We start from the raw sequence: 20857 nt of genomic DNA on the forward strand, positions 1-20857 counted from the left end.
GTTTGTGAAGCAGACTGGAGGGATAGACGTGCAACTTGACAAGCTTCGAGACAAAACAGTTGACCAGCTTTTCGAAGCGATCCTCCAATTAGAATCGCTGGAAGAAGCGTATCTATTCTTTGATGATCTATGCACAGTCAATGAGGTGCAATCTCTGGCCCAACGCCTGGAAGTTGCCCGCATGTTGCGCAAGGGACATACGTACAATCAAATCGAAGCGGAGACCGGGGCCTCGACGGCGACGATCTCGCGCGTCAAGCGATGCCTGAACTACGGCACCGACGGATACAAGTTGGCGTTGGAACGCTTGAATCGATAGTTTTGACGGCAAACAGACCTTCGCTTTCCTTTGAGCGGAGGTTTTGTTATGTTTAGGAAGTCATGATTAGGTCAGTTTGTAAAAAAAGGGAGGAAGTCCGTGTGACCAAGCCAAATGAGCAGCCGTGGCGCAACTGGCGGCACGTGGTCAAGCTCGACCCCGACCGTCCACTGCCGGAGAATTTGCTGGACGCGCTTCGCGAATCCGGCACCGACGCGGTGTTGCTCGGCGGGACGCAACGGATTACATACGACAACGTGAGCGCCTTGCTCGGTTCCTTGCGTCGTCACGTTCCGGAACTGCCGGTCTGGCAGGAGATTTCGTCCGAAGACGCGGTGGTCGACGGCGTGGACGGTTTTGCCATTCCGGTGGTGCTCAATGCCGGCGACCCGCGCTGGCTGATCGGCGAGCATGTTCGGGCGCTGCTCAAATACCGTCCGTTCATCGACTGGTCGAAGGTGTTGGTCGAGGGCTACCTCGTGCTCAACGAAAACTGCGCCGTCGCCGAGCTGACCGAAGCGCAAACGGAACTCACCCCCGACGAAGCGGCCGCCTATGCGGTGGCCGGGGAAGCGTTGCTGTCGATGCCGGTGATCTACATCGAGTACAGCGGCACGTACGGCGACCCCGCGACCGTGAAGGAAATCGCCCGCGTCGTGCAGAACGCGCACATTTTCTACGGCGGGGGCATCGATTCCTATGAAAAAGCGGCGGAGATGGCGACGCTTGCCGACACGATCATCGTCGGCAATGCCCTGTACCGCGAAAACTGGCGCGAGGTGTTGGAGCAGACGGTACGAGCTGCGAAGAGTACGTAACAAAGGCACAGCCTCGCGGAGAGGATTGTGCCTTTTTTTCAAATGTCTGATTGGTGGAGGTGGCCGATGAGAATCCATGTGTTGATTGCAGACGACGACCCGCACATTCGAACGCTGGTGAAGTTTTATCTGCTCAAAGAGGGCTATGCGGTGCTGGAAGCATCCGACGGGATCGAAGCTTCCGCGATCTTGGAGCGGGAGAAAGTTCACCTCGCCGTCGTCGATGTGATGATGCCGGGCCGGGACGGGTTGGAGTTGTGCCGTGAAATTCGCGACGTGTACGACATCCCCGTCATCCTGTTGACGGCGAAAGGAGAAGTCGAGGACAAGGAACTGGGCTTCCTGTCGGGGACGGACGATTATCTCGTCAAGCCGTTTGAGCCCCGCGAGTTGCTGTTTCGGATGAAGGCGTTGCTTCGGCGCTACCAGATGATGTCGCAGGAGGTCTTGCGTTTCGCCGAGACGTGGATCGACCTCTCCAATTACGAAGTCCACGTGGCGGGCGAACCTCTGCAACTCCCGCGCAAGGAATTTGAATTGCTGGCCTTGCTCGCCGGCAATCCGGGCCGCATCTTGACCCGCGACCAACTGATTCAACGCATCTGGGGCATCGATTACGAAGGAGACTCCCGCACGGTGGACGTGCATATCAAGCGACTGCGGGAACGATTGGCAGACGCCCGCGACGTGTCGATCGTGACCGTGCGGGGGCTTGGTTACAAGTTGGAGGCAGCGGGAGAATGAGGACGTTGTATGTACGCATCGTGGTGCTGACGATTCTCGCTTTGCTGGTGAGCAGCGTGCTGTCGTTCCTGCTCGCGAATCTCTACTACCAGAGTTTCCTCAAATCGTACAACGAAGAAAAATTGATGGGCGTCGCCGAGAGCTTGGTGGCGGAGTACGAAGCCAATCCGACGTTGGAGCTCGACCCGTACTTGCAGACGGCGGCTCATCTCAACTATCAACTGTTCACCATCGACGAGCAGGGTCATCGAACAAGCTACGGAACGGAGTTCAAAGACGATCGATTGGATGATGGGGTCGTGCAGAGGGTGCTTGGCGGCGAGAAGTACCAAGGGATTTTAGAGAACCGGCACGGGCTGTTCGTCACGGGCTTTTTTGAAAATACGTTGCAGAACTCTGTCGGCGTTCCCTTGCATGTTGGAGGGAAGACGTACGCGGTGTTTCTGAGACCCGACATTGAACGGATGTTTGGCGAAGTGCGCGTTCTGCTGGCGTTCTTGCTGGTGGGGACGTTGGTGTTGAGTTTGCTGTTCCTCGTCGTGTTCATGCGTTTCGTGGTCAAACCGATCAACCGCTTGACGGCCGCCACGCAAAAAATCGCCGAGGGCGAGTACGACATCCGTCTGGAATCGTCACGCCGAGATGAGATCGGCGAATTGGCGCGGCAGTTTTCCAAGATGGCGGGCGAGTTGAAACAGGTGGAAGCGATGAGACAGGAGTTCGTCTCCAACGTCTCGCACGAAATTCAATCGCCGCTCACCTCGATCAAGGGCTTCTCGCAAGCCCTGCGCACCGCAGACATGGAAGCGGACGAACGCGACCTCTACTTAGGCATCATCGAAGCGGAAAGCGAGCGCCTCTCGTCGCTAAGCAAGCAATTGCTGACGCTCGCGTCGTTGGAACGAGAATCAGCGGCTCCCGACAAGACTCCCTATCGCCTCGACGAGCAGATTCGCGAGGCCGTCCTCGTCTTGGAGTGGCAATGGCAGGAGAAAAACTTGCACATGGCGCTCGACTTGCCGGAAGTCACCGTGCAAGGAGATCGCCAATTGTTGCATCTCGTCTGGATCAATTTGCTGACGAACGCAATCAAATTCACCCCGGCGGAAGGCTCCGTCGAAGTGGAGTTGATCAACGAAGGGTCCGACTTGTGGATCACGATTCGCGACACGGGCATCGGCATCCCCGCTTCCGAAGTGCCGCGGGTGTTCGAGCGTTTTTACAAAGGGGACAAGTCCCGCAATCGAACGGCCGCCGGCAGCGGGCTGGGGCTTGCCATCGTCTCCAAGATCGTGGCTCTGCACAGAGGCCATATCCACGTCGAGAGTGAGTGGGGCGTGGGGACGGAGGTGCGGGTTCGGTTGCCGAGGCTGTAATCTGAAGTTCATCTTTTGTTCATGTTGGTCTCCTAGAATTCGAGATGTGCTCAAGGAGATACCATCTGAACAGGAGGTTGAATCATGTTCAAAGTCATACAAGCTGTGACCAAGATGGCGAGCGGAAAGCGAGGGGCCAAGATTGTAGTGGGGCTCTGGTTGGCTTTTGCGCTCGTCTTGTCGTTTCTGGCTCCGTCAAGCAAGTTGTTTGCCGTCAACTCGAATTCGTCCGACTTGCCGGCGGGCCTGCCATCGGAAGTGGCAAGCGTCGTGCGGGAGAAGCACTTTCCCACTGAGGACGGCTTGACGGCGTTGCTGGTGTTCCATGAAGAAACTCCGCTCACGGAGGAACAACAGACGCGAGTGGCGGAAGTCAGCCGTTTGCTGTCTGAGGAAAACCTGCAAGGGGTCGCAACTTCAACCCCCTTGTACCAAATGCCGGCTGCGGCGTGGGGGCCTTTTTTCTCCGAGGATCGCACCACGCTGATGCTGCCCGTTTCTTTGAAAAAAGACCTCGATTCGCACGGTGTGCGCGAGGTCGTCCAACAGATCAACGAGCTCGTGCAAACGAAGGTGCTCGGCACGCTGCACGTTTCGATCACGGGACCTGCGGGGATTTCGTCTGACGCAATCGGGGTGTTTCAAAATGCCGATTTCGTGTTGATGCTGACTTCGGTCGTGCTGATTCTGATCCTCTTGATCTTGTTGTACCGCTCTCCGTTGCTGGCTGTTGTTCCGCTTGTGATGGCGGGGATTCTGTACGAAATCGCAGATCGACTGCTTGGGCTTGGAGCCAAAAACGGTATGTTCGTTGTGGAGAGCCAAGCGTTGTCGATCATGATGATCTTGCTGTTTGCCGTGTTGACCGACTACGCTCTGTTCGTGTTCTCGAGGTATCGTGACGAATTGCGCAAAACGTCGTCCCAATATGAGGCGATGCAAGAGGCGATGAAGCACGTCGGGGAGCCGATCTTCTTCAGCGGTTCGATCATTTTGGTCTCGGTGTTGACGTTGTCGGTGGCGCTGTTCAAACCGTACCAACACTTTGCTCCCGTGTTCGGAGTGGCGCTGGTCGTCGTGTTGCTGGGCGGGTTGACGTTGATCCCTGCCGGTTTCGCGCTTCTGGGACGCAAGGCATTCTGGCCGTTCCTGCCGCGCGTTGGCGAAGTTCCCTCTGCGAAACTTGGGCTTTGGGATCGCATGGGCCGCTTGGTCACGAAAAAACCGCGCCTCCTCGCAGGCGGGTTGACGCTGCTGTTGCTGGGCGCGTCGTTGTTCATCGGAAACATCCAGTTCTCATACAATCTCTTGAAGTCGTTTCCGGGCGATACGCCCTCGCGCGTAGGATTCGAAACGTTGCAGCAGCACTTCCCGCCGGGGGCGTTGGCACCCTCCACCGTACTTGTGGAAAGTCGGCAGACGTTGGATGCGGGGAGTCAGACATCGCTTGAAAACTTGCGGTCGAAACTGAGTGAAGTTTCGGGCGTGAAGTCGGTAACGCTTGGAAAAAATGCGCTGTCCTCGGACCTTCATGCGGCACAGCTTCAACTGGTGCTTTCCCATGACCCGTATGACCCCGCCGCGATGCAGACGGTGGTGACCATCCGTGAAGAAGCGCAGCGTTTTTTGCAAGACAGTGGGTTTGATTCGCAACAAGTTTCGTTGCATGTAGCAGGGCAGACGGCGACGCAGTTGGATACGCGAACGGTGAATGATCGGGATACGAAGCTGGTGCTCGTCCTCGTGACGCTGTTGACCACCGTGTTGCTGATCTTCCAATCGCGCTCGCTGATCGCACCGATTTATATGATGGGGACGATTCTCTTGACGTATGCGACGTCCTTGGGGATCACGTGGGTTGTGTTTCACAACCTTCTCGGGTACGAGTCGATCTCCTATCGCATACCGCTGTACTCGTTCGTGTTCTTGGTCGCGTTGGGCGTGGATTACAACATCCTCTTGCTCTCACGCATTCGAGAGGAAGTTCAGCACGCAGACTTGCCAACGGCGATTCGCCGAGCCGTCTCCGTGACGGGCAAGACGATTTCGTCGGCAGGCTTGATCCTCGTCGCGACGTTCTCCGTGCTGATGACACAACCGTTGTTGGAACTCGTGCTGTTCGGATTCGTCGTCGGACTCGGGGTGTTGATCGACACGTTCCTCGTTCGGAGTTTGTTGATGCCGTCGATCATGCTGTTGCTCGGACGCTGGAACTGGTGGCCGGGACGAAAACAAAACTAACTACTAAAAAGGGGACTGGATCAATATGTTGGGATTTCTCTACTTTTTGCATCTGACAGGCTTGACCGCTTGGATCGGTTCGATGGTGTTGCTCGTGATCATGTTGGTGAGTGTGCGCAAGAACTTGGAGGAATGGAACGGCAAACCGCTGTTCCTCCTCGCCACTCGTTTGGTCAAATGGCTGCTTAACGGTGCCGCTCTCGCCGTGCTCATTTCCGGAGTCGGCCTGATTCAAAAGCTCGGTTTCACAGAAGCTTCCAAACCGTTCTACGTCAAATTCATGGAGCAAACCGGCGGACTCACGCTGTTGCTCTTCATCATCTTGATGACTTTGTTCAGCAACCGCGCCACCAAACAACTCAAGCAAGAAAAAAACCTCACCGCCGGTGTGTTTCCCAAGATTCTCATCCGGTACTCGACTGCACTGACCGTCTTCGTCGTCTTGGGCTTGGCTGTCCTCTTCGTCGTCAGCAACAGATACTAAAAAAAGAAAACGCAAAAAAACCACTGATCCAAGATCAGTGGTTTTCTCATATGGTCGGAATGCAGGGATTCGAACCCTGGACCTCACGCTCCCGAAGCGTGCGCGCTACCAAGCTGCGCTACATTCCGATATGGAATTGATAGAGAAGAAATGGTCGGAATGCAGGGATTCGAACCCTGGACCTCACGCTCCCGAAGCGTGCGCGCTACCAAGCTGCGCTACATTCCGATATTGGAATTTGAAAGAGAAGAAATGGTCGGAATGCAGGGATTCGAACCCTGGACCTCACGCTCCCGAAGCGTGCGCGCTACCAAGCTGCGCTACATTCCGACGTATCAAGTTTCGTAAAAAACGTTGTCAGCGTCGCCGACAGAAGATAATATAACATGTTCGAATTGGCGGGTCAAGCAAAATTGCAAAGAAACCTGAAAAGAAAAAATCCCCTCGCGAGGAAGGGATTTTGTGATACGCTTTTATTGGTTGAAGATCTTGAAGACGTCCTTGAACGTTACAACCACCATCAGGGTCAGCAGGAACAGAATCCCGATGAAGTTGATGCTCGCTTCACGCTCCAGCGGAATACGTTTGCCGCGACGGAGCCATTCGATAATCAAGAACACCAGTCGGCCGCCGTCAAGCGCCGGGAACGGCATGATGTTCAGCACGGCGAGGTTGCACGAGAGGAACGCCACGATATACAGGAAGTCAGGCACGCCGGTTTGCGAAGCTTCGCCCGTGATGCGGACGATCTCGACCGGACCGCCGATTTCTTTGAGCGAGACGCCGCCGGTGACGAGCATCTTGAAGCCTTCGAAGACTTTGCTTGTGATCTTGCCGGTGTCGGTGAACGCATCGTTGACGCTCTGCCCGAAACTACCTTGCTTGACCCATTGCGTCGATTGCTTCGGTTGAACCCCGATCATGACCGACGAGTTGACTTTGCGCGGAGTGACGGTGATCGGCATCGTCTGGTCGCCGCGCTTGATCTCCAAGGTCATCGGTTGTCCTTCGTGAGCTTTGACTTTCTCCGAGAAGCTTTCGAACGAAGAGAATTTCTCGCCGTCCACGCTCTGAATCACGTCGCCCGACTTGATGCCGGCTTCAGAAGCCGGAGAAGACGCGCTGACTTGATCGATCACGTTGGACACTTGCGCGGTCGGATGTCCGTAGAGGTTGTACATCAACAAGAGAATCACGAACGCGCCCAGCAAGTTCATGATTACGCCCGCAACGATGACGAGAATCCGCGCTGCGATCGGGCGGTTATTGAAACTGTCAGGTGCATCTGCCGCTTCGGGATTGTCTTCTCCCAACATCTTCACGTAGCCGCCGAGCGGAATCCAGTTCAGGCGGTAGGCGATTCCTTTGCGCTTGTGCTTGATGATCGCCGGGCCAAAGCCGATGGCGAACTCTTCGACGCGAACGCCGACCGCACGTGCAGCCCAGAAGTGTCCCAGCTCGTGGATGAAGATGAGGAACCCAAGTGCGAGTAGGGCCATCACGATATTCATTCGTTGCATCACTCCCGTATCTAATATGTAGGCAGAAGCATCCGATCATACTTATGACACGTAAAAACCTTATATTCTCTATTATAGCATAAAAAATGGTGCATCCTAAGCCTGAAGAACGAAGGAGGGACATCCCCAATGCCCGTGTTGACCTTGTACGTCGGTTTTCCAACGCTTTCCAAGACCCGAGCAGCCCAACAACATGCCGCGAAAACGGGCGCTCTCCTCATCTCGGTCGTTGATGATAAAGTGGAAAAAGTCCCCCGCGACGTCTCGGACGCGGTCAAAACCGGAGGATCGGTGGTCATCGACGCCCCGCACCGTTTGCCGAAACATAGAAAACTCTACCTCGAACTCGCCCGCCGTCACGGCTATCAGACAGAGGCGGTGTACCTCAACATCCCGCTCGAGCAGGCAGAGGCCGACTCTTCGGAGGACCGCCGCATCTTGCAAAAATACCAGCGTCACCTCCAAGTGCCCACCGATGTCGAGGACTTCGACAACCTCGAAGTTCACACGACGGAGGAAGTGCTGGCGGAGGCGCAGGCTTTTTTTCACGAACAGGAGAAGCAATTGCTTCGCGATCCGGTGAAGTTGATTCACAGTCTGGAAGCGGACGGTCGGTTGCAGAAGTGGTTGCCCGAACTTGCGAACGCCATTCCCGTGGATCAGCACAACCCGCACCATCGTTTCACGGTCTACGAGCACATCCTCAAAGCAACCGCCGTCGTCGCGGGCTCCTCGCTCAAGCACGTCTGGACGATGCTCTTGCACGACATCGGCAAAGCGTATCCGGGAATCAAGCAATTCACGGGCTTTTTCAACCAAGATTATGAACGTTTTCGAAAAAAAGACTTCGTCCTCATCGAGAACGGGGCGGACATCCGCGACGGTCGCGATTCCGGGGAGTTCTACGTGGTGAAGGGAGCGAAAGTCCCCAAGGAGTTCATCTCCACCGACTTGAACGGCCACTTCTACCAGCATGAGAACATAGGCGCCCAGATGGCGTTTCGCGTGCTGACCCGCTTCGGCTACCCGCCCGACTTTGCGCGGGAAGTGATGACGCTGATCCAGTTTCACATGACGCTTCCGTTTGAAAAAGACACCTGCGACTTGAACGAACTGCGCAAGTTTTACGACAAAGTCGGACGCTATGCCCCCGATCTGGTGTTGGTTCGCTTGGCAGACGCAAGAGGGAAATAAATAAGCATACGCTCGAAGAGCCCGGAGGTTTCAAAGAACGGGCTCTTTTTTTGTAAGACAGATTCTTTGTCAGAGAACGGATGTTTGCTATACTGGTAGGAGCGACTACGAACTTAACATGAGGTGTTGCACATGTTTTCCATACAGAACGCGGACTCGATCTTGCAAGGATTGAATCCGCAACAGCAGGAAGCGGTCAAGCATTCGGTGGGGCCGCTCTTGATCATCGCAGGGGCGGGCACGGGGAAAACCAGCGTCCTGACCCGGCGCATCGCGTATATGATTTCCGAGCGCCGCATCGCCCCGTGGCACATCCTCGCCATCACGTTCACGAACAAAGCCGCCGCCGAGATGCGCGAGCGTGTCGAGGGACTGATTGGACCGACGGCGCACGATGTGTGGATTTCGACGTTCCACTCCATGTGCGTGCGCGTGCTGCGCCGCGATGCGGTGAAACTGGGCTATTCGAATTCGTTTACCATACTCGATGCGGGCGACCAACTGACCGCCGTCAAGCAAGTGCTCAAGGAACTCAACCTTGACCCGAAAAAGTTCGACCCGCGCGGCTTGCTCGCGATGATCTCGAATGCGAAAAACGAGCTGATGACCCCCGACGCGTTTGCCAAAACGGTGCGGGACGGCGACGTTTTTGGCAAGACGGCGATTGACGTCTACCAAGCGTACCAACGCAAACTGAAAGCAAACAACTCGTTTGACTTCGACGATCTCATTATGAAGACCGTCTACCTGTTCGAGAATCACGACGACGTGCTGACCTACTACCAGAACCGGTTGCACTACTTACACGTCGACGAGTACCAAGACACCAACCGAGCGCAGTACAAACTGGTCCAACTGCTCGCCAAAAAGCAACGCAACATCTGCGTCGTCGGCGACTCCGACCAGTCGATCTACGCCTGGCGCGGTGCGGACATCTCGAACATCTTAAACTTTGAAAAAGACTACCCCGACGCCACCGTCATCAAATTGGAACAGAACTACCGCTCTGTCGGACGCGTCTTGAAAGCGGCCAACGAAGTCATCCGCAACAACATGGAACGCAAGGAGAAAAACCTCTGGTCCACCAAGGATGAAGGCGACGCGATCAAGATGTACAAAGCGTACGACGAGCATACGGAAGCGCATTTCGTCGTCGGACAAGCCATCGAGCACGTGAAGCAGGGCGGGAAGTATTCGGACATCGCCGTGCTCTACCGCACGAACGCCCAGTCCCGTGTCATAGAGGAAGCGATTATCAAATCGGACGAGCATGTCCCGTACCAGATCTTCGGCGGCCTGAAGTTCTACGAGCGCAAGGAGATCAAGGACATCCTCGCCTACCTGCGTCTGATCGCCAACCAGAACGACGACCTCTCGTGGGAGCGGGTCATCAACGTGCCCAAGCGCGGCGTCGGCAACACGTCCGTGGATAAAATTCTCAGCTTCGCCCGCCAGCAGGGCATCTCTGCTTTTGAAGCGTGCAAGGAAATCGACCACATCGGGATCAAAGGCAAGGGCGCCGCTGCGATTCGCGAATTCGTCTCGCTGATCTCGATGTTCGCAGAGCAAGTCAAGTACACCCCGCTCACCGATGTGGCGAACGATGTCATGGACAAGACCCTCTACCGCCAAGAGCTCGAGTTGGAAAAAACGCTCGAAGCCGACGCGCGTCTGGAGAACTTGGACGAATTCCTGTCGGTTACGGCAGAGTTTGACCAGAAGCACGAAGTCACCGAAGAGGACCGTCTGATCGAGTTCTTGGGTGAAGTCGCCTTGCTTGCCGACAGTGAACAAGCGCAAACCAACCTCGAAGACGCGGACGAGAAAGCGTCTCGTGATTCGATCACGATGATGACGCTTCATGCGGCCAAAGGGTTGGAGTTCCCCGTGGTCTTCCTCGTTGGGCTCGAAGAGGGTGTGTTCCCAAGTGCGCGGGCGATGATCGAAGACCCGACCGAAGTCGAAGAGGAACGCCGTTTGATGTACGTCGGGATCACACGGGCAGAGGAGAAACTCTTCATCTCGTACGCGACTTCGCGCATGCAATACGGCCAGATGAAAATGAACCCGCCGTCGCGTTTCTTAAAGGAAATTCCTTCGGAACTCGTCGAGGAATTCGGCATTCGCCGTCAACCGGTCAACCAGAACCGCGAGAAGCCGACGACTAATCTCGGCACGCGCATTCCGGCGAACTTCGGGGCGGACATGAGCCTCACGTGGGAGATCGGCGAGCAGGTGGAGCACCGCAAGTGGGGCACCGGCACGATCGTTGAAACGGAGAAGGGCGGCGATGACTTGGAATTGCACATTCAGTTCCCGGGCCAAGGCGTGAAAAAACTTCTCGCCAAGTTTGCGCCGATTACGAAAGCTTAGAGGAGGCACGGAGAGATGGCGAACTTCAATTCCATCCCAGAAGCACTGGAAGACCTGCGCAAAGGCAAAGTCATCATCGTAGTCGATGATGAAGACCGCGAGAACGAAGGGGATTTCATCGCGCTTGCTGAGCATGCGACGCCCGAAGTGATCAACTTCATGATTACAGAAGGCCGCGGTTTGGTCTGCGTTCCGATTTCGGAGAAGCGTGCCCGCCAACTCGGACTCACCACGATGGTAGAGGAGAACACCGACTCGCACGGCACCGCCTTCACCGTTTCGGTCGATGCGAAGGACGGCACAACCACGGGAATCTCGGCGTATGAGCGCTCTGTAACCGTCCAGCGCTTGATCGACGAATCGGCAGTCGGCACAGATTTCAAAAAACCGGGCCACATCTTCCCGCTGATCGCCAAGGATGGCGGCGTACTGCGCCGCGCCGGGCATACGGAAGCGGCTGTCGACCTCGCAATTCTGTCCGGCTCCTATCCGTCGGGCGTCATCTGCGAAGTTTTGAACGAGGACGGCACGATGGCGCGCGTTCCCGACCTTGAAGTCATCGCCGCCAAACATCATCTGAAAATGATCACCATTGCAGACCTGATCGCGTATCGCAAAAGCACGGAGACGCTGATCAACCGCGTCGTCGATGTCCGCATGCCGACCGAATTCGGCGATTTCCGCATGGTCGCGTATACGAACATCATCGACGACAAAGAACACGTCGCGATGGTCAAAGGCGACATCTCTCCGGATGAAGCGGTGCTCGTTCGCGTACACTCCGAATGTCTGACCGGCGATGTGTTCGGTTCCTGCCGTTGCGATTGCGGTCCGCAAAAGGAAGCCGCCCTGCGTCAAATCAACGAAGCGGGCAAAGGCATCCTGCTCTACATGCGCCAAGAAGGTCGCGGCATCGGGCTGATCAACAAGCTCAAAGCGTACCAACTGCAAGACAAAGGCTATGACACCGTTGAAGCCAACGAACAACTCGGTTTCGCAGCCGATTTGCGCGAATACGGCATCGGGGCGCAGATTCTCCAAGACCTCGGCGTTCGCAAGATTCGTCTGCTCACCAACAACCCGCGCAAAATCGCCGGCATCGAAGGACACGGTCTTCAAGTTGTGGAACGAGTGGCCATCCAGATGGAGCACAACCCGAACAACGAAGACTACCTGAAGACCAAGAAAAGCAAACTTGGACATATGCTGAACATCTAAATCATCAAACAACCAATTTCCCGGAAAAAAGAGCATGCGAGTATCTGCATGCCCTTTTTTCACGTACATACGAGGTGAGACGAACGTGCAGGAGAGAATGCGCGAGTTGATCGCACTGTTGAACGAATATGATTACCACTACTACACGTTGGACAAACCGAAAGTAACCGACTCCGAGTATGACCGTCTCTATGACGAACTTCGTCGTCTCGAAGCAGAAAGCGGCGTCGTACTGCCCGACTCGCCGACCCACCGAGTCGGCGACGTGACGGTCGATACGTTTGTCGAGCACAAGCATTTGGCGCGGTTGTGGAGTTTGGACAAAGCCCAGAGCACGGACGACCTGCGCGAATGGGACAAGCGTGTGCGGAAACTGATCGACGACTTCAACACCAAGAATCCTGACGAAGACCCCTTGCCCGCTCCGACGTACTTATTGGAACAGAAGTTTGACGGGCTGACGATCAATTTAACGTACGACGGCGGTTCTCTCGTGCAAGCGGCGACCCGTGGACGAGGAATCGTCGGGGAGTCTGTGTTGCCGCAAGTCAAGACGATTCGCAGCATTCCGCTCTCGATCGACTACCGAGGTCTGTTCGAAGTGCAGGGCGAAGTGATCATGCCCCTGTCCGAATTGGAACGCTACAACCAAAAAGCGATCGAAGTCGGCGCAGAACTTTTGAAAAACGCCCGCAATGCGGCCGCCGGAGCCATCCGTCAGAAAAGCGTGGAAGTGACGGCGAAGCGCAACCTCGACGCCTACTTTTACGGAATCGGGTATGCGGCGGAGTTGGAGTTCGAGACGCACGAAGAAATGACGGCGTTTTTGCGTGCGAACCGGATCAAAGCGGGCTCGTACAGCAAAGCGTTCACCTCTCTCGACGACTTGGTCGCGGAGATTGAGCGTTTTGACAGAGAGGACCATCCGCAACTCGACTACTTGATCGACGGGATGGTCATCAAGATCAACGACATCCGCACGCGACAAGTCCTCGGCTTCACCGACAAATTCCCGCGTTGGGCGGTTGCTTTTAAATTCGAAGCCGAGGAGTATTCAACGATTCTGCACAGCGTGGTCTGGGACGTCGGACGCACCGGCAAGATTACACCGACGGCGCTCCTGGAGCCTGTCGATATCGGCGGCGTCACCGTGCAACGTGCGACCTTGAACAACTGGGGAGACATTCAACGCAAGGGCGTGGACGTCGGATGCCGTGTGGCCATTCGCCGTTCCAACGATGTCATCCCGGAAGTGTTGTACAAGTTGGACGACGAAACGCTGGAAACCCACCCGATTGAAAAACCGGAGAATTGCCCGAGTTGCGGACATGAACTGGTCGAGAAGGGGGCGCACATCTTCTGCCCGAACGTGACAGGCTGTGCCACGCAGGTCATCGAGCGCGTGTCCCACTTTGCCAGCCGTGGCGGGATGGACATCGAGACTTTTTCCATCAAAACGGCAGAGCAATTGTTCCGAGAGCTCGGCATCAACGACCCCGCCGATCTGTACGACCCGGAGAAGTTGAACCTGGAGAAACTCCTCAGCCTCCCGCGCTTCGGGCAGAAAAAAGCGGAGAACTTATTGAAAGCCCTCGAAAAAAGCAAAGACTGCGACCTCGATGCGTTCCTCAATGGCTTGGGAATTCCGAACACGGGCACTCGGATGTGCCGTGATCTCGCCGAGACGTTCGGGACGCTGGAATCTGTGCGTGCGGCGACCTTTGAACAATTGGTGGCGATCCCCGGATTTGGCGACATCGTGGCGGAGAGCATCGTCGGATTTTTTGCAACGGATCGCGTGAACGAGAGCATCGACCGGATGCTGGCGTCGGGCGTCGCTCCGCACTTTGAAGCCCCGCAGATGGCAGCGTCGGCGGAGGAGAGTCCGTTCTACGGCAAGACGGTCGTTCTGACCGGCACTTTGCCCACGATGGGCCGCAACGAAGCCAAAGTTATGCTCGAATCCCTCGGAGCCAAAGTCACCGGCAGCGTCTCGAAAAAAACCGACTTCGTCCTCGCGGGCGAAGAAGCCGGCTCCAAGCTCGACAAAGCCCAAGAACTCGGCATCACCGTCCTAACCGAAGAGCAATTCCTCGAAATGACCAAGTAAAAACAAAACAGCCCGGTGCATGCCGGGCTGTTTTGTACACCATCATCCGCAAGCCCAATCAAACTTGGAGGTTCCTGCGCTATGCGTTTTCGCGTCTTGCTCCCCTTGCTGCTCTGTCTGTCCCTGCTGGTTGGAATCGTCGGCTGTTCATCCGGTGATTCCGACTCCACACCGCCGAAAAACCCGGTGGCCAAAGCGGGCTCGCCCGCTCCCGACTTCACGCTTGCCACATCCAGCGGTCAATCGTTCACGCTCTCCTCTTTGAAAGGCAAAAAAGTCGTCTTGAACTTCTGGGCTTCTTGGTGCGTTCCTTGCAAAACGGAGATGCCCGACCTGCAAGCGATGTCCCGCAAGTACGAAGGACAAGTCGAACTGATCGGAGTCAACTTGACCTCCGACGACGACCGTGACCACGCGATCCAATTCATGCTGGAAAACAAACTCACCTTCCCCAGCGTCCTCGACGTGGACGGAACGGCGAAAAAATCATACGGCATCATCGGCCTCCCCGTCACATTTACAATCGACAGCACCGGCAAAGTGGTCGAGCGCCGCGACGGCCAACTCACGCACGACAAGATGGAAGCGATGTTCCAACAGCTCCTTCAACAACCATAAGCCTTCCTTATAGACAGAATCAAAAAGCGTCATTTCTCTTCCCCATGTCCCTCGGAGTATGATGGAGTCAGAAACGGGGGAGATCGTGAATGAAAATCAAATCCGTCCACATGTGGCTCGGGGTGGCGTTGACGGCCGGGCTTGCTCTGATCGGCAAAGGTCTGTCCCTGTTGCCGCACTTGTCCATGATCGGCCCGATGGTTCTCGCGATCTTGCTTGGCATGGCCTATGCCACTTGGGGGCAAACCTTCGCTCAGAAAAAAACCTCCGCGAACGTCGCGGACGGCTATACATTTGCTTCGAAATATCTGCTGCGTGCCGGGATCATCCTGCTCGGCGTGCGTCTTGACTTGATTGCGTTAAGCCACGCCGGAGTTCGCGTGCTCGGTACGGAGATCGTGCTCGTCGCGTTGACGCTGCTCGTCGGCTATTGGATTGCTCGTCGCTTTGGCGTTGACGAGAAACTTGCGATGGTCATCGCGGCGGGCACTGCGATCTGCGGAGCGGCGGCGGCGGTCGCCATCGCCGTTCAAGTCAAAGCCCGTTCTGAACAAACGGTGCTCGGCGTGGCTACGGTTGCCGTGCTTGGCACGGTGTTCACCGTACTCTACACGTTGCTGTTTCCTCTGCTGGGTCTGTCGAACGGTGCATTCGGCGCTTTTTCGGGAGCCACGCTTCATGAAATCGCCCACGTCATCGCCGCCGCGACGCCGCACGGCACGGACAGCCTCGACAACGGACTGCTCGTCAAACTCTCCCGCGTTGTCTTGCTCGCTCCCGTCGCCATGTTCATTGGCTGGTGGTCAAATCGCCGAGAACGTCAATACCAAACAGATGCAGCAAAAAACATGTCTCCCAAGCGCCGTCCCGGCAAAGCTCCGATCCCGTACTTTGTCTTCGGTTTCTTGCTTGTCGGAGCGTTGCACACGTGGCAGATTCTGCCCGCTTCCTGGACACAGCCTTTGATCCAAACTTCGCTGTTCCTGCTCACGATGGGCATGGCGGGTCTCGGCCTGCAAGTCAACATCAAAGCTCTGCGCGGCGGGAGTCGTGCGTTCCAAGCGGCTCTCCTCACGTCCGTCCTGCTTGCCATCGTCGGATACGGTGCAACAAAAGTCCTACTCTTCCCGTAAAGAGTAGGACTTTTTTCGTCCACCCCCGCTTGTCAGGGTCCTGTGACGAAACTCTGTAGTTCGCAACGTGTCTTTCTCCACGCCACTGTGGTAAAATGTGTCTTACCAGCCAGTAAGATAAGATGAGGTGTACAACATGGAGCTACTTCGTGTGAAAGGCGGGCAACCGCTTCACGGCGAGATTCAGGCATCGGGGAGTAAAAACTCCGTTCTCGCCATCATGTGCGCCGTCCTGCTTTGCGACGGCGAAACCATCTTGGAAAATGTACCTGAACTCAGCGACGTCAACACGCTGATGCAGATCTTAGAAGAAACCGGCCTCAAGTGCGAATGGATCGCAGCCAACACGGTTCGCATCCAGAACGACGGAATCACCAACAGCGAAGTCTCCGAAGACCTCGTGCGCAAGATGCGCGCGTCGTTCTCCGTTCTCGGCCCGCTGCTTGCCAAGTCCGGCAAAGCGATGATTCCGCTCCCGGGCGGTTGCGTCATCGGCGCACGTCCGGTTGACCAGCACTTGAAAGCGATGCGCTCTCTGGGCGCGACCGTCACGATGACCGAAGGGGCAGTCACCGCAGAATCGACCGGCCGCCTCAAAGGCTCGGCGATGTTCCTCGGCACCCGCTACGGCGCTACCGTCGGCGGAACCAACGCTGCGATTTCGGCAGGTGCTCTTGCAGAAGGCACCACGATGATCTACAACGCAGCTCGCGAACCGGAGATCGTAGACTTGGTGATGTTCTTGAACAAAGCAGGGGCTCGCATCCGCGGCGTCGGCACGGACATCATCACCATCGAGGGAGTCGAAAGCCTCAAGGGCGTTCGCTACTCCGTCATGGGCGACCGCATTGAATCCGGTACATACTTGTGCGCCGGAGCGATCACGCGCGGCCGCGTCACCGTTTCGAACATCGCTCCGCAGACCTTGGCCGGTCTTCCGTCGCTGTTGTTTGACATGGGCTGTGACATCACGATGGAGGGCGACAGCATCACGGTCGATGCCACCAACCGTGAACTGCGTGCCACCAACGTCATCACGTTCGCCTACCCCGGTTTCGCCACCGACTTGCAGCCGGCGATGCTCACGCTGTTGACCACGGCGAAAGGCATCTCGTACGTGAAGGAAACCGTATTCGACGCTCGTTTCGGCTTCACGCAAGAGTTGACCCGCATGGGTGCCGACATCAAGATCAGCGGGGATACCGCGATTGTCAACGGCGTTGAGACGTTGAACGGCGCTCGCGTGCTGGCAAGCGACTTGCGCGCAGCCGGTGCTTTAATCGTGGCGGGTCTGGCCTCTCAAGGTTCGACCACCATCGAAGGACTGCAATACCTCGACCGCGGCTACGAAAGCCCGGTAGAGAAGTTCAAAAGCCTCGGCGCCCAGATCGACCGCGTCCAGTCTTGATTTGAAAAAAAGGAGGGACCCCCACATGTCCAACCTCGACAAGACGATGATTTTCCGCCCTGATGAGCAGAACGACCTCTTGAACGAAATTCTCGCAACGGTCGTACCGGCCCTGCGTGAACAAGGCTACGACCCGGCCCGCCAATTGGCAGGCTTCATCGTAACCGGGGAATCCAACTACATCACGTCCTCCGGCGGTGCCCGAGCGACGATGGCGAAGATGGACCGCCTGCTCGCCGTTGAGCAAATTCTCAACGACTACCTGAAACTCAAAGACCGCTAACAGCGGTCGAACGCAGAACGAAAAAAGACGCGTCCCGTAAGGGATCGCGTCTTTTTTTCTTAGTAATGGCCCGGCCAAGAGGACGGAGCGTAGCCCCAGCCCGTGTAGCGGGAGGTGAAGTACGAGGACGCCGCGATGTTGTCTGCCATCACGGACTGTCTCCCGTTGATCATCGTGTTCTGACCGATGTAGATCCCGACGTGGCCGTAGTAGCCGTTGTCGGCAGCCGGTGCGAAGAACACGAGTGCGCCGATTGGAGCCGAAGCGAGGGAACCGCCGGTGTTCAAGGAGTTCGAAGCGGCAATCGCAGACGCGTACTGTCCGGTGGTGCCGTATGCGTTCTCGACGAACATCTGGCAGTACCCGTTGTAGTCGGTGCGACCCTGTGCATCGATGGCCCACGCGATGGCGCGGTCCTTGGCACGGATGCTGGCTTTCGGCGGAAGACCGTCGACCACAGCCGAAGCGATGTAGCGCTTCTGACCGCCTTCGATGTAGTAGAACCAACGCGGGTCCGGCTTGTTGTACCAAACGTCGTTGACGATCGTGCCGTATTCGAGACCGGAGAATTGCACCGAGACGTTGCCCGCAATGGACGAAACGATCGGGTAGTTCGTCCCCGGACCGGAACGTACGTTGACACCGGCCGAGGCCGTGATGCCGGAGAAGCTTACATTGTAAGGATCAACCGCGTGTGCCTTTTGAATCGTCAGTTCCTGGACGCCAACCATAGCGGTTGCGAGCATGGCAGCCGCCAACAGCGTGGTGGTAAACTTTTTCATGTTCTGATTCACTCCTATTTCTATAGTCTATGAATATTCTCTCTATTATGAATATATCAGCTTCATAAGTAATTTGCAAATTTCATAAGTAAACTTCAAAAAAATTACAAAAAGCCCCGAACCGCAGGGACGGTCGGGGCTTTTTTGGGTCGGGTGTGGAGGGGACGGTTTCGTGAACTACTCGCGGGTGCGCAGGAAGTCTTGCACCGAAGAGCCGCGTTGAGCTTTGACACGGAGAAAGGCAACCTTGTTCGACATGCGTCCGAGCATGAAGACGAGGGGAATGGCGACGACATGGAAGAGTACGATTGTGTTCATGTGGGGAAGTTCCTCCTTTAGGAAACTGGCAAATTTGTTGTGGTTGCTAGATTCTATGAGTTGTCCACCCGTACTAGAACCAAGACTTTCTGCACCGTCATAAAAATGTCCACGCACACGACACCTATGATATAATAGGTACGATTGTTTTCGGAGGAATTGCGCACACTAAGGAAAAGCAACCTATGTGGCGCAGAGGGAGGCGTACGAACTCAACATGCAATCCCTGACACAAGGACTGACCTTGACACTGATCGTCTCGTTTGTGCTGGTGTTTCTTATGATGCCCATCCTGCGCAAAGTGGCGATGAAAACCGGATTCGTCGACATGCCGAATCCGCGCAAGTTGCACAAAGAACCGATTCCGGTGCTGGGCGGAGCGGGGATCTTCATCGGATTCCTGATCACCATGACAGCGGTGGAAACATATTATGGATCATTTGACGGTCGCTACTTCGGGATCGTCATCGGCGGCGGTCTCTTGTTCTTGATCGGGTTGGTGGACGACTACTACAAGACCCAGGGCAAGGACTTCCCGGCGTGGCCGAAGTTTTTGACGCAGATCGTGGCGGCGTGCGTGCTGATCAAGTTCGGCGTCAAAGTTTCTTCGATCACGATCCCGTGGATTGAGCAGCCGTACTACTCGTTTGCCGATCATGGCATGGAGTGGTTGTCGTGGCTCGTGACGATCGTCTGGATCGTCGCGATCACCAACATGCTGAACTTCCTCGACGGCGTGGACGGATTGGCTGCGGGCATCGCCTCGATTTCGGCGACGACGCTCGTCTTCGTCTCGTTGCTGACGTCGAACAACGATGTGGCGTTCTACGCCGTGGCGTTGATCGGAGCCTGCCTGTCGTTCTTGCGCCACAACTTCCATCCGGCGCGGATCTTCATGGGAGACGCCGGCGCGACGTTCCTTGGATTTACGTTGGCGGCCATCGCGGTGGACGGAGCGTTCAAGTCGGCGACGTTCGTTTCGGTGATCGTGCCGGTTTTGGCGCTGGGCGTGCCGATTTTTGACACGGTCTTCGTCATCATCCGCCGCATCAAAGAGAAGCGTCCGATCTACCATGCTGACAAGTCGCACACGTTCCATACGCTGATGAAGAGCGGGATGAGCCAAGTGCAGACCGTGTCGTTCATGTATCTGCTCGGCATCTGCTTCTCGCTGGCGTCGATTGTCGTCTTGCTGGTGAACAAGTAAGCTTTGAAAATGAAACTCCTCACGCTTTCGGCGTGGGGAGTTTTTTTTCTAAAAAACCCTCTTGTCAACGAGAGCCGCGAGGGAGTATGATAGTCACAATTGAATCACGGCCTAAATCCGAGTCATCGGATACGGAGGACCCAATCCAGTGGGGTTAATCCTGCGCGTTTTGCGCGGGAGGGATGAGTGAAGTTACTTCTCTGCCATCCTACCCGTCAGCTAACTTCGTCGGCTAAAGCAGGGAAGGTCAGAGACCTTCTATTTAGATGGTCTTTTTGTGTTTTCTTGTACCTGAGGTGGGTGGATATGGCGCAGAGTTTGAAAGCCAAAATGGAAGCAGATATAAGTGAAGCCTACATCAAGTTCCAGCGTGAGATTCTGGGGAGAGGACCGCAGGAGACCAAGACGTACATCATGCGCGACATGGTGATTCTTCGGCTCAAGGGCGTGCTGACTCACGAGGAGAAAACGCTGGTGCAGTCAGACAAAGGCAAGAAGCTGGTCAAAGAGATGCGCCAGACGATACGCGAGAATTTCAGCGCCGACACCGAAGCGTTGATTTCGCAGATCACCGGGTGCAAAGTCATCGCCAGCCACAGTGACATCTCGACCAAGATCGGCGAGTTTGTCGAGATGTTCATCCTCGACCGCGATCTGGAAAAGTTCATACGCGACCAAGAAGCAACTTCTCTGGGGGACTAAGCACAGGGC

19 protein-coding genes, 3 tRNA genes and 1 riboswitch are annotated in these 20857 nt (G+C 55.9%); of the genes, 16 read left to right on the forward strand and 6 right to left on the reverse strand.

Features of this window, described 5'->3' with window-relative positions; translation table 11 throughout:
* Positions 1 to 28 precede the first annotated feature (28 nt).
* From JJB07_RS03645 to JJB07_RS03670, 6 genes are all read left to right on the forward strand, one after another.
* Positions 29 to 319, forward strand: coding sequence for a YerC/YecD family TrpR-related protein (locus JJB07_RS03645; RefSeq protein ID WP_201631214.1), 291 nt, complete (start codon positions 29 to 31; stop codon positions 317 to 319).
* A gap of 101 nt (positions 320 to 420) precedes the next feature.
* Positions 421 to 1137, forward strand: a complete 717-nt coding sequence (locus JJB07_RS03650; RefSeq protein ID WP_347338313.1) for a geranylgeranylglyceryl/heptaprenylglyceryl phosphate synthase — start codon at positions 421 to 423, stop codon at positions 1135 to 1137.
* Between the two features lie 66 nt (positions 1138 to 1203).
* A complete protein-coding gene (locus JJB07_RS03655; RefSeq protein ID WP_201631218.1) occupies positions 1204 to 1881 on the forward strand; it encodes a response regulator transcription factor in 678 nt (225 codons plus the stop codon).
* Entirely contained in the window at positions 1878 to 3257 is a 1380-nt protein-coding gene (locus tag JJB07_RS03660) for a sensor histidine kinase (RefSeq protein WP_201631220.1), read from the forward strand. Before JJB07_RS03655 ends, JJB07_RS03660 begins: the two co-directional genes overlap by 4 nt.
* Positions 3258 to 3341: 84 nt before the next feature.
* Positions 3342 to 5498: an MMPL family transporter gene (locus JJB07_RS03665; protein ID WP_236587589.1), complete on the forward strand. Its 2157-nt coding sequence runs from the start codon at positions 3342 to 3344 to the stop codon at positions 5496 to 5498.
* Between the two features lie 25 nt (positions 5499 to 5523).
* Entirely contained in the window at positions 5524 to 5982 is a 459-nt protein-coding gene (locus JJB07_RS03670; RefSeq protein ID WP_201631222.1) for a hypothetical protein, read from the forward strand.
* A gap of 51 nt (positions 5983 to 6033) precedes the next feature.
* On the opposite strand, the gene JJB07_RS03675 is transcribed toward JJB07_RS03670, so the two are convergent.
* From JJB07_RS03675 to rseP, 4 genes are all read right to left on the reverse strand, one after another.
* Positions 6034 to 6110, reverse strand: a tRNA-Pro gene (locus tag JJB07_RS03675).
* Positions 6111 to 6133: 23 nt separating this feature from the next.
* Positions 6134 to 6210 (reverse strand) — tRNA-Pro (locus JJB07_RS03680).
* A 25-nt stretch (positions 6211 to 6235) separates the two neighbouring features.
* Positions 6236 to 6312, reverse strand: a tRNA-Pro gene (locus tag JJB07_RS03685).
* A 143-nt stretch (positions 6313 to 6455) separates the two neighbouring features.
* Positions 6456 to 7493 carry an RIP metalloprotease RseP gene (rseP, locus tag JJB07_RS03690; RefSeq protein ID WP_201631224.1) on the reverse strand — a complete coding sequence of 346 codons (1038 nt, stop codon included), beginning with the start codon at positions 7491 to 7493 and terminating at the stop codon, positions 6456 to 6458.
* A 138-nt stretch (positions 7494 to 7631) separates the two neighbouring features.
* Here rseP and JJB07_RS03695 point away from each other — a divergent pair, with 138 nt between their 5' ends.
* The 8 genes from JJB07_RS03695 to JJB07_RS03730 all read left to right on the forward strand — a co-directional run bounded on the left by JJB07_RS03695 (position 7632) and on the right by JJB07_RS03730 (position 17839).
* Positions 7632 to 8696, forward strand: a complete 1065-nt coding sequence (locus JJB07_RS03695) for an AAA family ATPase (RefSeq protein ID WP_201631226.1) — start codon at positions 7632 to 7634, stop codon at positions 8694 to 8696.
* Between the two features lie 132 nt (positions 8697 to 8828).
* Complete coding sequence (gene pcrA, locus JJB07_RS03700) at positions 8829 to 11069, forward strand: DNA helicase PcrA (RefSeq protein WP_201631227.1); 2241 nt, start codon at positions 8829 to 8831, stop codon at positions 11067 to 11069.
* Positions 11070 to 11084: 15 nt separating this feature from the next.
* Positions 11085 to 12287: a bifunctional 3,4-dihydroxy-2-butanone-4-phosphate synthase/GTP cyclohydrolase II gene (locus JJB07_RS03705; protein WP_201631229.1), complete on the forward strand. Its 1203-nt coding sequence runs from the start codon at positions 11085 to 11087 to the stop codon at positions 12285 to 12287.
* A 34-nt stretch (positions 12288 to 12321) separates the two neighbouring features.
* The gene (ligA, locus tag JJB07_RS03710; protein ID WP_283809037.1) at positions 12322 to 14397 is read left to right on the forward strand and encodes an NAD-dependent DNA ligase LigA; all 2076 of its coding nucleotides are present in this window, start codon (positions 12322 to 12324) and stop codon (positions 14395 to 14397) included.
* 81 nt (positions 14398 to 14478) lie between these two features.
* Positions 14479 to 15015: a TlpA family protein disulfide reductase gene (locus JJB07_RS03715; RefSeq protein ID WP_201631230.1), complete on the forward strand. Its 537-nt coding sequence runs from the start codon at positions 14479 to 14481 to the stop codon at positions 15013 to 15015.
* Positions 15016 to 15104: 89 nt separating this feature from the next.
* Entirely contained in the window at positions 15105 to 16148 is a 1044-nt protein-coding gene (locus JJB07_RS03720; protein WP_201631231.1) for a YeiH family protein, read from the forward strand.
* Positions 16149 to 16284: 136 nt separating this feature from the next.
* Entirely contained in the window at positions 16285 to 17556 is a 1272-nt protein-coding gene (murA, locus tag JJB07_RS03725; RefSeq protein WP_201631232.1) for a UDP-N-acetylglucosamine 1-carboxyvinyltransferase, read from the forward strand.
* A gap of 25 nt (positions 17557 to 17581) precedes the next feature.
* Positions 17582 to 17839 (forward strand): IreB family regulatory phosphoprotein, encoded by a 258-nt coding sequence (locus JJB07_RS03730; RefSeq protein ID WP_201631233.1) that lies wholly within the window; start codon positions 17582 to 17584, stop codon positions 17837 to 17839.
* Positions 17840 to 17898: 59 nt separating this feature from the next.
* On the opposite strand, the gene JJB07_RS03735 is transcribed toward JJB07_RS03730, so the two are convergent.
* Both JJB07_RS03735 and JJB07_RS03740 read right to left on the reverse strand, forming a co-directional pair.
* Positions 17899 to 18621, reverse strand: a complete 723-nt coding sequence (locus JJB07_RS03735) for an NlpC/P60 family protein (protein ID WP_201631234.1) — start codon at positions 18619 to 18621, stop codon at positions 17899 to 17901.
* Between the two features lie 177 nt (positions 18622 to 18798).
* Positions 18799 to 18939 carry a hypothetical protein gene (locus tag JJB07_RS03740; RefSeq protein ID WP_201631235.1) on the reverse strand — a complete coding sequence of 47 codons (141 nt, stop codon included), beginning with the start codon at positions 18937 to 18939 and terminating at the stop codon, positions 18799 to 18801.
* A 217-nt stretch (positions 18940 to 19156) separates the two neighbouring features.
* Between JJB07_RS03740 and JJB07_RS03745 the strand changes: the two genes are divergently transcribed.
* A complete protein-coding gene (locus tag JJB07_RS03745; RefSeq protein ID WP_201631237.1) occupies positions 19157 to 20146 on the forward strand; it encodes an MraY family glycosyltransferase in 990 nt (329 codons plus the stop codon).
* 98 nt (positions 20147 to 20244) lie between these two features.
* Positions 20245 to 20396, forward strand: a riboswitch (cyclic di-AMP (ydaO/yuaA leader).
* Between the two features lie 56 nt (positions 20397 to 20452).
* Positions 20453 to 20848, forward strand: a complete 396-nt coding sequence (locus JJB07_RS03750) for a Na-translocating system protein MpsC family protein (RefSeq protein ID WP_201631239.1) — start codon at positions 20453 to 20455, stop codon at positions 20846 to 20848.
* Positions 20849 to 20857 lie beyond the last annotated feature (9 nt).

The organism is Tumebacillus amylolyticus (assembly GCF_016722965.1).
Taxonomy (GTDB): Bacteria; Bacillota; Bacilli; order Tumebacillales; family Tumebacillaceae; genus Tumebacillus; species Tumebacillus amylolyticus.

Bases quoted from the DNA above. Each gene is read 5' to 3' on its own strand.
- JJB07_RS03655 (WP_201631218.1), top strand. From the start codon at position 1,204: ATGAGAATCCATGTGTTGATTGCAGACGACGACCCGCACATTCGAACG.
- JJB07_RS03660 (WP_201631220.1), top strand. From the start codon at position 1,878: ATGAGGACGTTGTATGTACGCATCGTGGTGCTGACGATTCTCGCTTTG.
- JJB07_RS03665 (WP_236587589.1), top strand. From the start codon at position 3,342: ATGTTCAAAGTCATACAAGCTGTGACCAAGATGGCGAGCGGAAAGCGA.
- JJB07_RS03670 (WP_201631222.1), top strand. From the start codon at position 5,524: ATGTTGGGATTTCTCTACTTTTTGCATCTGACAGGCTTGACCGCTTGG.
- rseP (WP_201631224.1), bottom strand. From the start codon at position 7,493: ATGAATATCGTGATGGCCCTACTCGCACTTGGGTTCCTCATCTTCATC.
- JJB07_RS03695 (WP_201631226.1), top strand. From the start codon at position 7,632: ATGCCCGTGTTGACCTTGTACGTCGGTTTTCCAACGCTTTCCAAGACC.
- pcrA (WP_201631227.1), top strand. From the start codon at position 8,829: ATGTTTTCCATACAGAACGCGGACTCGATCTTGCAAGGATTGAATCCG.
- JJB07_RS03705 (WP_201631229.1), top strand. From the start codon at position 11,085: ATGGCGAACTTCAATTCCATCCCAGAAGCACTGGAAGACCTGCGCAAA.
- ligA (WP_283809037.1), top strand. From the start codon at position 12,322: ATGCGAGTATCTGCATGCCCTTTTTTCACGTACATACGAGGTGAGACG.
- JJB07_RS03715 (WP_201631230.1), top strand. From the start codon at position 14,479: ATGCGTTTTCGCGTCTTGCTCCCCTTGCTGCTCTGTCTGTCCCTGCTG.
- JJB07_RS03720 (WP_201631231.1), top strand. From the start codon at position 15,105: ATGAAAATCAAATCCGTCCACATGTGGCTCGGGGTGGCGTTGACGGCC.
- murA (WP_201631232.1), top strand. From the start codon at position 16,285: ATGGAGCTACTTCGTGTGAAAGGCGGGCAACCGCTTCACGGCGAGATT.
- JJB07_RS03730 (WP_201631233.1), top strand. From the start codon at position 17,582: ATGTCCAACCTCGACAAGACGATGATTTTCCGCCCTGATGAGCAGAAC.
- JJB07_RS03735 (WP_201631234.1), bottom strand. From the start codon at position 18,621: ATGAAAAAGTTTACCACCACGCTGTTGGCGGCTGCCATGCTCGCAACC.
- JJB07_RS03740 (WP_201631235.1), bottom strand. From the start codon at position 18,939: ATGAACACAATCGTACTCTTCCATGTCGTCGCCATTCCCCTCGTCTTC.
- JJB07_RS03745 (WP_201631237.1), top strand. From the start codon at position 19,157: ATGCAATCCCTGACACAAGGACTGACCTTGACACTGATCGTCTCGTTT.
- JJB07_RS03750 (WP_201631239.1), top strand. From the start codon at position 20,453: ATGGCGCAGAGTTTGAAAGCCAAAATGGAAGCAGATATAAGTGAAGCC.